This window comes from Polaribacter sp. IC066 (assembly GCF_007997085.1).
Taxonomy (GTDB): domain Bacteria; phylum Bacteroidota; class Bacteroidia; order Flavobacteriales; family Flavobacteriaceae; genus Polaribacter.
Window position 1 is genome coordinate 66,296 of the sequence record NZ_VORR01000001.1, and the last position, 12,432, is coordinate 78,727.

10 protein-coding genes and 1 CRISPR repeat array (1 of these 11 running past the window's edge) are annotated in these 12,432 nt (G+C 29.8%); all 10 genes read right to left on the bottom strand.

Annotation, left to right across the window (positions count from 1 at the left end; translation table 11 throughout):
- A CRISPR array of direct repeats spans positions 1–3,130; the repeat unit is 46 nt; unit sequence GTTGTGAATTGATTTCAAAATTGTATTTTTAGTGAGAATTCACAAG (it extends 2,615 nt beyond the left edge of the window).
- Between the two features lie 123 nt (positions 3,131–3,253).
- On the bottom strand, positions 3,254–3,592 hold the full coding sequence (gene cas2, locus ES044_RS00295; RefSeq protein WP_147117397.1) for a CRISPR-associated endonuclease Cas2: 339 nt from the start codon (positions 3,590–3,592) through the stop codon (positions 3,254–3,256).
- Positions 3,592–4,479 (bottom strand): type II CRISPR-associated endonuclease Cas1, encoded by an 888-nt coding sequence (gene cas1 / locus ES044_RS00300; protein ID WP_147117396.1) that lies wholly within the window; start codon positions 4,477–4,479, stop codon positions 3,592–3,594. The genes cas2 and cas1 overlap by 1 nt, the downstream gene beginning before the upstream one ends.
- Before the next feature lie 11 nt (positions 4,480–4,490).
- Positions 4,491–8,696: a type II CRISPR RNA-guided endonuclease Cas9 gene (gene cas9 / locus ES044_RS00305; RefSeq protein ID WP_147117395.1), complete on the bottom strand. Its 4,206-nt coding sequence runs from the start codon at positions 8,694–8,696 to the stop codon at positions 4,491–4,493.
- A 578-nt stretch (positions 8,697–9,274) separates the two neighbouring features.
- A complete protein-coding gene (locus ES044_RS00310; protein ID WP_147117394.1) occupies positions 9,275–9,943 on the bottom strand; it encodes a class I SAM-dependent methyltransferase in 669 nt (222 codons plus the stop codon).
- 276 nt (positions 9,944–10,219) lie between these two features.
- Positions 10,220–11,182: a YpdA family putative bacillithiol disulfide reductase gene (locus ES044_RS00315; protein ID WP_147117393.1), complete on the bottom strand. Its 963-nt coding sequence runs from the start codon at positions 11,180–11,182 to the stop codon at positions 10,220–10,222.
- 8 nt (positions 11,183–11,190) lie between these two features.
- A complete protein-coding gene (locus tag ES044_RS19140; RefSeq protein WP_262712358.1) occupies positions 11,191–11,316 on the bottom strand; it encodes a hypothetical protein in 126 nt (41 codons plus the stop codon).
- A gap of 59 nt (positions 11,317–11,375) precedes the next feature.
- A complete protein-coding gene (locus ES044_RS19405; protein WP_147117392.1) occupies positions 11,376–11,474 on the bottom strand; it encodes a glutamate synthase-related protein in 99 nt (32 codons plus the stop codon).
- A 131-nt stretch (positions 11,475–11,605) separates the two neighbouring features.
- Positions 11,606–11,728, bottom strand: coding sequence for a hypothetical protein (locus ES044_RS19145; RefSeq protein WP_262712357.1), 123 nt, complete (start codon positions 11,726–11,728; stop codon positions 11,606–11,608).
- A gap of 363 nt (positions 11,729–12,091) precedes the next feature.
- A complete protein-coding gene (locus ES044_RS00325) occupies positions 12,092–12,229 on the bottom strand; it encodes a glutamate synthase-related protein (RefSeq protein WP_147117391.1) in 138 nt (45 codons plus the stop codon).
- A gap of 48 nt (positions 12,230–12,277) precedes the next feature.
- On the bottom strand, positions 12,278–12,409 hold the full coding sequence (locus ES044_RS19150) for a hypothetical protein (RefSeq protein WP_262712356.1): 132 nt from the start codon (positions 12,407–12,409) through the stop codon (positions 12,278–12,280).
- Positions 12,410–12,432 lie beyond the last annotated feature (23 nt).

A 12,432-nucleotide genomic window follows, 5' to 3' on the forward strand; every position in this document is an offset into this window, starting at 1 on the left:
GTGAGAATTCACAAGAGTGTTCCATTCTTTAGCTAGCTTACCAAGGTTGTGAATTGATTTCAAAATTGTATTTTTAGTGAGAATTCACAAGGTACCAAAAAGAGGGACAAGAAGTAAAGGTGTTGTGAATTGATTTCAAAATTGTATTTTTAGTGAGAATTCACAAGTTATGCAGCACAAGCATTAGCAGCAGATGAGTTGTGAATTGATTTCAAAATTGTATTTTTAGTGAGAATTCACAAGAAATACAGATCACTTTGTTTTACAAGGCGGGTTGTGAATTGATTTCAAAATTGTATTTTTAGTGAGAATTCACAAGTATGTTGGAGATAGTAATGAGGTGCTAAAGGTTGTGAATTGATTTCAAAATTGTATTTTTAGTGAGAATTCACAAGACATATACTTTACAGTTAGTCAACAGCGTAGTTGTGAATTGATTTCAAAATTGTATTTTTAGTGAGAATTCACAAGAAATCCTGTCAAGTTTATGTTGCCTTGGCTGTTGTGAATTGATTTCAAAATTGTATTTTTAGTGAGAATTCACAAGTGAAAAAAAACACTCTATTGTACAAGGTATGTTGTGAATTGATTTCAAAATTGTATTTTTAGTGAGAATTCACAAGTATAACAACGATTACAAGTCTTTGTCTGAAGTTGTGAATTGATTTCAAAATTGTATTTTTAGTGAGAATTCACAAGTCATAGAAAAATACGAGTTTCCAACAAAAGTTGTGAATTGATTTCAAAATTGTATTTTTAGTGAGAATTCACAAGCTTAAGACCATTTATTGTTTTGTCGTCATTGTTGTGAATTGATTTCAAAATTGTATTTTTAGTGAGAATTCACAAGACTCAATTGCTTTTTTACTTCTTTTTTTATGTTGTGAATTGATTTCAAAATTGTATTTTTAGTGAGAATTCACAAGATAGATTAAGTATTTTCATGTTTGTTATTGGTTGTGAATTGATTTCAAAATTGTATTTTTAGTGAGAATTCACAAGAACAAAAATTCTTTGACATAATCGCAACCTGTTGTGAATTGATTTCAAAATTGTATTTTTAGTGAGAATTCACAAGTTTAAAAAAGAAATTACTTATGAATCTTTAGTTGTGAATTGATTTCAAAATTGTATTTTTAGTGAGAATTCACAAGAATTATAATCAATTCCGTCTACTGTCTTTAGTTGTGAATTGATTTCAAAATTGTATTTTTAGTGAGAATTCACAAGAAATCTACTGCCAAACGCTTGGCGTGCAAAGTTGTGAATTGATTTCAAAATTGTATTTTTAGTGAGAATTCACAAGCGTATCGCAATTCTTTGCAATATCAGCCGAGTTGTGAATTGATTTCAAAATTGTATTTTTAGTGAGAATTCACAAGACAATAATGTAAGTGCTTTACTAGATAAGGGTTGTGAATTGATTTCAAAATTGTATTTTTAGTGAGAATTCACAAGACAGAACATACTTTTATAAATGAGCGAAAAGTTGTGAATTGATTTCAAAATTGTATTTTTAGTGAGAATTCACAAGGTGTTTTTGCAGAGGGTGTTTTTACGCCAGGTTGTGAATTGATTTCAAAATTGTATTTTTAGTGAGAATTCACAAGATTTAAATACAATTATGAAGACACGGGCGAGTTGTGAATTGATTTCAAAATTGTATTTTTAGTGAGAATTCACAAGTTCTAACTTAATTTTAAGTACATTGTGTGAGTTGTGAATTGATTTCAAAATTGTATTTTTAGTGAGAATTCACAAGATTTAGTCCAAAATCTGTTTAAAACTGCATGTTGTGAATTGATTTCAAAATTGTATTTTTAGTGAGAATTCACAAGTTTCGTCATTTTCAAGAAAATGTCTTTTGTGTTGTGAATTGATTTCAAAATTGTATTTTTAGTGAGAATTCACAAGCTTTAAAGATGCATTCGCTGTTAGTGGGGAGTTGTGAATTGATTTCAAAATTGTATTTTTAGTGAGAATTCACAAGAGTAGTCTAAAACCACCAGCAACACTATCTGTTGTGAATTGATTTCAAAATTGTATTTTTAGTGAGAATTCACAAGTTATATATTTTTTGGGTTAATGACTTTAGTGTTGTGAATTGATTTCAAAATTGTATTTTTAGTGAGAATTCACAAGAAGTTCAATACAATTAAACGGTAGTTCTTTGTTGTGAATTGATTTCAAAATTGTATTTTTAGTGAGAATTCACAAGTTCTCCTGATTGTTTTGGTCGAAAGTTTCGGTTGTGAATTGATTTCAAAATTGTATTTTTAGTGAGAATTCACAAGTTATATATTTTTTGGGTTAATGACTTTAGTGTTGTGAATTGATTTCAAAATTGTATTTTTAGTGAGAATTCACAAGAAGTTCAATACAATTAAACGGTAGTTCTTTGTTGTGAATTGATTTCAAAATTGTATTTTTAGTGAGAATTCACAAGCGAAAGCTGAACATTACTTGCGTCGGACATGTTGTGAATTGATTTCAAAATTGTATTTTTAGTGAGAATTCACAAGTAGTGTTTCGTTGTAACTTTTTGCTACTGTGTTGTGAATTGATTTCAAAATTGTATTTTTAGTGAGAATTCACAAGGAAACGAGCCGACAATATAAAAGAGCTGAAGTTGTGAATTGATTTCAAAATTGTATTTTTAGTGAGAATTCACAAGTTTTAGTTTCTTTTACTGAATCAATTACTTGTTGTGAATTGATTTCAAAATTGTATTTTTAGTGAGAATTCACAAGTTAGGACCAATAAAGAAGGAGTTAATGTAAGTTGTGAATTGATTTCAAAATTGTATTTTTAGTGAGAATTCACAAGAGAACCTTACAAAGAATTAGATGCGGGTGTGTTGTGAATTGATTTCAAAATTGTATTTTTAGTGAGAATTCACAAGTACTTTGAATGTTCTAATAATTGTTGGCTAGTTGTGAATTGATTTCAAAATTGTATTTTTAGTGAGAATTCACAAGTATACTGCTAAAAACCCGCCACGGTTGTGGGTTGTGAATTGATTTCAAAATTGTATTTTTAGTGAGAATTCACAAGTTGTATTTAAATTTATTATCTCGAGCGTATGTTGTGAATTGATTTCAAAATTGTATTTTTAGTGAGAATTCACAAGGTCAATCCCAAAATATTGAGTAATATCAATACTTTGGGATTCCTTTTTTAAATACTAAAAAGCCACTTAATTTTATTTTTCGGAGATCGAAACACTTATTTTTCTATTCCTAATTGATCAACTCTAAAATAATTGTAGTTGTTGTGTTGGTTTCGGTACATCTACTTCTTTTACTCCGTGAAATAATTCCATATTTCCAAACTGCTTGTCTGTAATTTCTAAAATACAAACTTTACCATGTTTTGGCAAACTCCTTTTTACTCTTTTGGTATGTACTTTTGCATTTTCTCTACTTGGGCAGTGCCTTAAATAAATAGAAAATTGAAACATTGTAAAACCATCATCAATTAATTTTTTACGAAACTGGCTTGCGGCCTTTCGTTCTCTCTTGGTTTCTGTTGGCAAATCAAAAAACACTAAAATCCACATAATTTTATAAGCGCTATATCTGTTAGCAGACATTAATCTAATTCAGGATATTTTATCTGACGTAATTCGCCAGTAAAACATTTATACAAACTTGCCGTTGTGGTGGTTACCGCCACGAATAGAGGTCTTACAACACCATCTATAAAAACATCTTGCGTTGCAATTGTTAAAACATGGGCTTTTGCCTCTTTCGTTAGTTCATTGTTATTGCTGTTTGTAACATAATTGTAAACAAGCTTGTCCACAAAAGGTCTGTAAGGCTCCATAATATCATCTGCCAAACAATACGGATTGTATTTATTTCTATGAAAAATACCTAAAACAGGCAATAAACCGCTACTGACCAAAGCTCTGGCCACAATACTTCTTAAAACCGCATACCCAAAATTCAATAAATTATTGGGTTCGTCTCCAAATCGTTCTCTAGAGAAATTGTCAAATAAATGTTTCCAATAAAATTGAGCCGCCATTCCTTCTCTATTCGTGGTATCGCCACTTTTTACGTTTAATTTATACTCGGCTAAAGGTTCTGAAACTTTATTGTTTAAAGTTAACAATGCTTTTTGATTTTCTATTTTTTGCTCAACGGTTTGTTTCCATAATTGTTTTCTTAGAGGTTCTGATGCTGCTAATTGGTGTTTAATTCTTTCAGAATATTCAGAATGTCCATACAAAGGCAACATCAATCCAAAAGGCAAATGATGCTCATCACAAGTTATGACCGCAACATTATTGCCCTGCAATTTTAACAATAATTGATTAGAGATTGTTATTTGATAATGGTCTAGCATTAACAAAGCGATATCTTCAATAGGCACAGTTCCTTTAATTTCTTTCGTTTCTGGCTCTTGTACTACTAATTGTTTTTGCTTTAATTTTAGATAAGATGGATTTCCGATGTAAATAGTACTTTTTATCATAAGTTTACACCTTAATATTCACCAACATGAACTATTTTTCCAATATGATTTATTCTTACTTTTAATATTTGATCAAAATCCCCAATACTTTTAAAAACTTTATAGGTTATATTTTTTGTTTCTTTTTTATCAATTAGCTCTGTTTCTAGATGATGTCTAAATACATAATCTCTTATAGAGGAATTACCATAATCTACTTTTGAAAACTTTTGAACTCTAAATAAATTTTTACTAATTATCTTTAAATTCGATTTATCAGATAAATCAGATTCTAAAGGATTAAAACCTTCCGATGGAATAAGAAACATCTCATTTTGCTTCATTGTAAATAAAAACTCCCAACCATTATTAGCATTTAATTCCTTATCTATTGCAGGTAAACCTGAATTCATTCTTGCAACAGCTTTATAAAAGGAAACAACATTATCATGTAACTTTCCTTTTTCATCAATATAGATCGCCATGTGATGATTATTACCTGTGCTTACAAAATCATTTTTAACCTTTTTATTTGTTTCATCTAAATGATCGTCACCAAAATGATTTTTCTTCACGTGGAGATTTTCAGCATTTTTAACGCCACTTATTGCTACTCTTTTAATTGAAATCCCTTTTTGTTTATGTAACCAAATAGGATTTTTAATTAAATCTGAAAAAGCTTCTTTAGGCTTGCCGTTATACTGCGCTAATCTTTCTTCTAAAATTCTACGAATACCAACATCAATTACTTTTTGTAAAGATTTTAAATTTTTAAAATTATCTGGATTTACCTCTTTTCTAATGGTATAGCTATCTTCAAAAGTTCTCGTCTTTATCTCGATTGGCACTAATTTACCTTCTATTGTATAAAGAGGGTTTTTAGAGAGCGCATTTTTACCCGCAAATGCTTTTTTCCCATCATTTTCAAATTCTTGAAAACGTTTTAAAAGTGCTTCTTTATATTTTGGTTTTGTAACTTCATTAATTTTTTGGAGATCAAAATTTGCATTAATTTTCTCAATTTTAATAATTTCATCTTTACTTCTACCGTAAACAGTTTCTTTATGGAGTTGACCTCTTGGCGTAAGTTGCGTTTTAATAATATAATTGTCTTTTCCTGCTACTTTTATCTTATTTTTATTATTTGTAACTACTTTATTCTTTGCTTTAAAAGAAATTAAAATGTCTCCAATCTGGTCTTTTGCTTCACTTCTAAAGTTCTCTGAAGGCGGAATAAACTTTCTTTTTCCTCTGCCTTGTTTATCTTTATATACTTTTGTTATTTTTTGTTTTATACCAAATAAGTAACTTTTATCAAGGTCTCTTTTATTTTTAAAACTACTATTAATAGCACCTAGATTATTCAAATATTGAATATGGTTATGGGTTGTAAAAGCAACCGTTAAAGCGTCCATTGCATGATGCCTATGATCGTTTCTTTTTGTCCAATCAATAATTTTTTCAACTTTTTGGTCGTATTTACGCTCCTCCCATTCAGTTAAGCCCAACTCTCTATATTTTGAGAGATTTAATTCTTTCATTACGTTTATCAAATCCCAATCTTCACGTAATTTGTCAGTAATATTACCTATTGTTGGTGTTACTTTTTCAAAAACTTCTTCTAAAATTTGCTTTGCTTTTTTAGCAATATATTGGCTATTTCTTAAATCCCTATCAATAAATCCGTCTGGTAAATTTTTCTCTGAAAGTAATAATTTTTTATATTTTCCTTTGGTAATTGCTCCAGATTTGAAAGTACTTTCTACTCTTAATTTATAGTTTTCTAAATCTGAATTGTATTTATTATCAATAAAATCAAAGGCCAAAGTATCTGCCTTTTCTAAATTAACTTTCCTATAAGCCAATGTTTTATTTGAAAAAGAATCATCGAATAACTTTGCTTTTGGTATAATGTGTTCAATATCTATTTCCTTTGAAAATAATTTTTCCGTAGGAATATAAGTGTTTGTAAATAGTGTTCGGTAACCATTATTTTTCAACTCTTGATACAATTTATACTTTATAACATCATTTCTTGTAGGATTTTTAATGCGAAATTCATCTTGCAAAACCTTTCTTACCGCTTCGTTCTCTAAAGTCGCTTTGTTGATATATTGCGTTGTATCGGCCCTTTCTTTTGCAGATTTTTTTAAATCTCTTGCCAACTCAATTCGTATTTCTTTAGGCTTGCCATATTCTGCAATAATCCCATTGATAACATTTACCATCTGATTAAGAATTTTCTCTACAACAGGGTTTCTCAAACTATTTTTTGGTAGCAGCTCTAAATTATCTTTTAAAACTCTATTCTCTAACTCTTCTTTAGTTAGCGAATTAGAATGATTATACCCTGCCAATCTGCTTGCTTCAGAATATTCTTGACCACTTTTTAAATAAGGTAATATTTTCTTAATGGCTTTTGCACTTAACTTACCATAATCTTGCTGTAAAGGCACGTTTGCCAATAAGTTACCAAAGTCTGGTTTAAAGCCATATTTTTGATGTAGTTTTTTCTTTAAAGCAACATTAGAATTCCCGTAAGTAATTTTATCAACTTCAGAAATTTTATCATCATCTTGAGCGGAATACAATAAATGCCAAAACTGATAACTATCTTGTTTATCAAAGTCGTTTCCTTCTAAATCTGAATTAAAGTCTAAAATAGATTCTTTAATTCTTACCATTTTAAAAATAGCCTTTAATTCGTTTTCAATTTCTTTAGAAGATTTTTTATCCCAGTCAAAACCATAACCTTCATTTTCTGCAATAGTTTTATAAACTTCGTAGATTTTCTCGTTGGTTTTATTTCCCTCAACACCTTCAGAAAAATTCGTTTTCCATAATTTGTCTGATAAATCAACAAATTTTAGAATTTCTTTTTCGGTTAATTTTTTAGAGCCGTTTAATTTCTCAAATAAGTCTTGTTTAATTTCTTCCCCTAAAATCTTCTTTTCTTTAGTTTCTATATTCTCAAATTCAAGGTTGTTTAGAATAGACCATATTTTAAACTCCTGAAATAAAGGAGACGATTTTGGAATTGCTTTATGATATCTCTCAAACTGGCAGTCTGAAATTAAATGCTTTTGGGATTTTAGTTTTCGCTGATAGAAAATCACAATATCGCGAATCTCTTTTTTCAATTCTAATGTTAATTCGGAATGAAATTTTACTTGTGTTTCCCAAATTTGCTCAAATTCGTCTAAATAATCTTGTCTATAAAAAACCTGATTTCTTAACGAAGTATGTTTATTCTCTTTAATTTGATTGTATAAATTCTCCCCAACAGTTTCTTTATTAAAATACAACTCTTTACTTCTATCACTAATTGCCCCTAAATAACCACTAGATTGATTTAGATTGTTATTTATTTCAACCAAAACATAGGCAACCTCTTCAATTTTTAATTGTTTAGAAATAGCCTCACTTCTCCATAAATAATGTTGTTTTTTAACTTCTTCTCTTTTTCCTTTATTTTCAGCTGTATATATTCCTTTATATTTTAAAAAAACTTTTCTACTTGTCTGTTGTCCTTGTCCTTCAATTATTTTGTAAAATTCATCATCTAAAACATCAATATAAAATTGCTTTTGAAAATTCCAAACTAAATTAAACTCTTGTTGTAAATCAGATCGATAAAAATCTGGAATAAACTTTTTACCACTTTCAAGTAAATTGCTTACATATTGTCCTACAGTTAAATTATTATCATACAATTCTTTGGCAATTTTCATTCCATCAATTGAATTCCCCTCCTCTTCACTATTTGCTTTTCTGCTACTTTTGTATCCTCTTTTTTTATTGATAGCAAGTAATACACGAGCAAACTCTGTTAACTCAATTTTTTCTTTTGCACTTTTTGCCCTTAAATTTAAAGTTTGATGCGTTGTAGATTCTCCAACTTCTGTTAAAGCTGTACTTTTTGAAATAATTTTATTTTTTATTAAGATTTCAATTAGGTTTGTTCTACGTAATTTAAATCGCTGTAAATTTCTTCTTGCACCTCTTTTTAAAGTTCTGCCGGCATTTGGGGATAAACCCTTTCCAGCTAAAAAATCACTTTCCGGATTTTTAGATTCTGAAACCTTTCCGCTTTTATCTACCTTACTAAAATTATCGTATTGTATAATTCTTACTCCCAATTTTATAATTTCTGATTTTTCAATTTTAGTTTCTGCTTCATTTACTAAAGCCCAACCAATTGAAGTAGTCCCTAAATCTAACCCTAAAATATTCTTCATAATTTATTTTTTTATTCACAACTATAAAAATAAAACAAAAAAACAACACATACTTGCGGGAATCCGTAAAAAGGCTATCTTTTTTTATATTATATTTGCAGTACAATTATTGAAATCAATTCACAATAAGGATTATTCCGTTGTGAAAACATTTAAAGCGGCATGAAAATGTCGCTTTTTTTATTGTATATATTATTTCCTTTCCATTTTTTAAAAATAAAACAAAAAAAAGAACACAAACCAACGGAAACCAGTAAATACGCTATCTTTTTTTATGCTATATTTGCAGTACAATTATTGAAATCAATTCACAATAAGGATTATTCCGTTGTGAAAACATTTAAAGCGGCATGAAAATGTCGCTTTTTTTATTTAAAATAGCAAATCATAAAAAAGTAAGAAGCTAAAGAGTAGGCTACTTTTAGACTTAAAATACAGGAAATACAAGTTTTAAAATCAGTAAAAAATACAATTAGTCTGTGCTAAATTCTTGTCATCAACTAAAAGTAAATGCTTTTTTTTACATTGAGAACAAGACGGCTACAATTCATGATATCTAATAAACTTAATAAACATCACTAAAACACCTCATATAAAGTAGTCACAATAACACCTTTACCTAGATCTAAATTAAAAGACAACAACTCTTTTTCTTCTTTTACTTTAAAGTTAAAAGGAGGTTTTGTTAAATGGAGTCCGCTTTGTTTTTTAAGCCGAATTCCTTGCCCAGAAATAATGTCTTTATTGGGTGTAAAATTCTCATTAGGCACGTGTTCTGTTAAAATAACATATTTAAAAGCAGCTAATTTATTTGCAATACTTTCAACCTCTGCATTAGATAGATGTTGCAAAACTTGCCGTATTAAAGCACAATCTCCCACGGGTAAATCATCTACTGCAATATCTAAACATCTAAATTCTAAATTTTCTGCAATAAATGCTTTTTTGTGATGCGCTATAAGTTCTGGTACAATATCTACTCCAATATACTTTTCAGCATATTTTACAAGTTCTTTTCCTGTATTAAAATCTCCGCAACCTAAATCGCAAACTATTAAAGGGTTTTTAAAAGAAGTTAAAAACTCTTTAACAATGGCTACATAAGGTTTTACAATTTCTGGATTGTGAGAACCAAAACCTGAATAAAAATCAGCAGTATTATTCCCCCACAAGTTTAACTCATACACCTGTTCCATGGCTTTTTTTGTTGGCCAAGGTATTTTGCTTTTTTTAGGTTTATTTTTCATCAATTGCTAGTGTAAAATTTCTGTTTGATTACTTATGCGATATGAACTATTTAAACATGAAAAAGTTTTAGAATATAAGTTATGCAACTTGTTAATTTCGAAATGTTCTCGATACAATTTCGATAAAAAAATCGAAATCACTCGAACTGACAAAACGTGCTCCTAGCATTCATAAATACACGGTCACTTCGAATGAAATTTCTTTTTTAGAAATTTTACACTGAATCAAGTTCAGCAGCACTATCGAGCATTTTTTTTTAGTATTCTTTAAAAAATTCATCTTTCTGTAATATTCTCAACAATCATTTTTGCGTGCACTCTAGAGTTTTCTATAAACCATTTATGCGTTTCCATTCCGCCACAGATAACGCCCGCTAAATAAATTCCTTTCACATTGGTTTCCATAGTTTCTTCATTGTAAACAGGTCTTTTTTTATCGTCTTTAGACAAGTGAACTCCCATATTTTCTAAAAACAAAAAATTAGGTTTGTATCCTGTTAACGCCAATACAAAGTCGTTTTTAATACGAATATGTCCTTCTGGAGTTTTAATTTCGATTTTATCTTCCGTAATTTCTACCACTTCACTTTTGTAAAAAGCCTTGATACTTCCTTCTTTAATTCGGTTGATAATATCTGGTCTTACCCAATATTTTACACGCTGCCCAACTTCGTCTCCTCTAATGATTAAAGAAACTTCTGCTCCTTTTCTGTAGCATTCTAAAGCAGCATCAATCGCAGAATTACTTGCGCCAATAATGGCAACTTTTTGACCTGCATAAAAATGTGGATCGTTGTAATAATGAGAAACTTTCTCTAAATCTTCTCCAGTAACTTTTAGGGTATTCGGAATGTCATAAAACCCCGTTGCCACCACAATATTTTTTGCTTGGTAGTTATTTTTACTAGTTTTTACATCGAATATACCCTCGTTATTTTCAACCGAAATTACTTTTTCGAACAAGTGAATATTCAATTGGTTAGACGTTATTATTCTTCTATAATATTCTAGAGCCTCTCCTCTACTTGGTTTTGCTTCTCTGCTAATAAACGGAATTTCATCAATCTCTAATTTTTCTGAAGAAGAGAAAAACTGCATGTTTACAGGATATTTAAAGAGTGAATTGACAATAGGGCCTTTTTCTAAAATTACATACGTAAGCCCTTTCTTTTTAGCTTCTAATCCGCAAGCAATGCCAATAGGACCACCCCCAATAATTACGATATCTAATTTTTGCATGTAAAACTTTAATATTTATAAATTTCTTGATAACTCGCCATCTCATTCTTTTTACGTCTGTAAATATGATTTGGCTTACTATCTGCCATAGAACTAATGCTCATAGCAGCAACCGTTTCTTTTACAGATGCCATTGTTTTATGATGGTAATTTTTAACACGTATGTTTTTATTCGCTAAAACTAGCACCTTTACTAAATCGCCATCTTATGTGGCAACCCAACCTTACAGCTGTCTAAATGGCATTCTCTGGCTTGTATACAACTTAAACTTACCATAAAACTTCTTACCATTCCGATAGCATTGCTGCTAAAGCCAAGAGTTTTACACTATTAAAAGCAGCAACTGCTTTACCAGAAACTATCCATCTAATTTCATTTTTTAACTTGTACTTTAGGAATACCATATTCACAAAAACCAAGCCTTAAATTAAAGGCGTTCCTATATAATTTGCTAATTCTATTGGTGCAACGCCAATTACTTCTGCGCAACCATCTATAGAAATAAAATAAGAATAATTATTTGCCGCTTTAAAAGCTTTAAACATATCTTCTATTTATTCATTATTACCGAGACAAAATTTAATTCCTTCAAGTTTTCCTTCGGATGCATCTCTGACTTTTTGAATAAAAATAACCGTTTCTTCATAATTAGAAAATGCTGCGTGACTTGGCGGAGAATCTACTTGTATTCAGGTTCAACAGCGCTCATTTTTGCAATTTCTAGTGTATTTTACGGCAGGTAAAATACCTCTGTACCCAGGTTTTGCGTCTTGAAAAAACTTAATCTCAATCATTTTTACCGATGGAAAAATGGCATTTTGTCTAAAAACCTCATCATCAAAAACACGTTTTCGGTTTACAGATTTTCTTGATCCAAAAGAACCTATACCTACTTAAAAAATGACATCTCATCCTTGCAAATAGTATGGAGAAATTCTGCCCTCACCTGTATTTTGCGCAAAACCGCTCATTTTTGCACCTTTATTTAATGCCATAATCGCGTTTTTACTCAAAGAACCAAAAAACATTGCAGAAATATTACTCATAGAACCATTCTATTTTTGGGCCATTTATCAGAACCAAAAATAATGCGCTCACCAACCAACCAAATGATGATCTTTAGAGAACAACGCGTGTTTTACAAACTCATATCCTTTTTTATACACATTATGTTGCGTAGCAAAAGGAACTGTATCTTTCTCTAATTTTGAACGTTGGTATACCATACTTCTTTTTTCTCTTTTGATAG

Coding starts and splice junctions, on each gene's coding strand:
- cas2 (WP_147117397.1), bottom strand. CDS start 3,592: ATGTCTGCTAACAGATATAGCGCTTATAAAATTATGTGGATTTTAGTG.
- cas1 (WP_147117396.1), bottom strand. CDS start 4,479: ATGATAAAAAGTACTATTTACATCGGAAATCCATCTTATCTAAAATTA.
- cas9 (WP_147117395.1), bottom strand. CDS start 8,696: ATGAAGAATATTTTAGGGTTAGATTTAGGGACTACTTCAATTGGTTGG.
- ES044_RS00310 (WP_147117394.1), bottom strand. CDS start 9,943: ATGAAAAATAAACCTAAAAAAAGCAAAATACCTTGGCCAACAAAAAAA.
- ES044_RS00315 (WP_147117393.1), bottom strand. CDS start 11,182: ATGCAAAAATTAGATATCGTAATTATTGGGGGTGGTCCTATTGGCATT.
- ES044_RS19140 (WP_262712358.1), bottom strand. CDS start 11,316: ATGGCATCTGTAAAAGAAACGGTTGCTGCTATGAGCATTAGTTCTATG.
- ES044_RS19405 (WP_147117392.1), bottom strand. CDS start 11,474: ATGGTAAGAAGTTTTATGGTAAGTTTAAGTTGTATACAAGCCAGAGAA.
- ES044_RS19145 (WP_262712357.1), bottom strand. CDS start 11,728: ATGTTTAAAGCTTTTAAAGCGGCAAATAATTATTCTTATTTTATTTCT.
- ES044_RS00325 (WP_147117391.1), bottom strand. CDS start 12,229: ATGAGTAATATTTCTGCAATGTTTTTTGGTTCTTTGAGTAAAAACGCG.
- ES044_RS19150 (WP_262712356.1), bottom strand. CDS start 12,409: ATGGTATACCAACGTTCAAAATTAGAGAAAGATACAGTTCCTTTTGCT.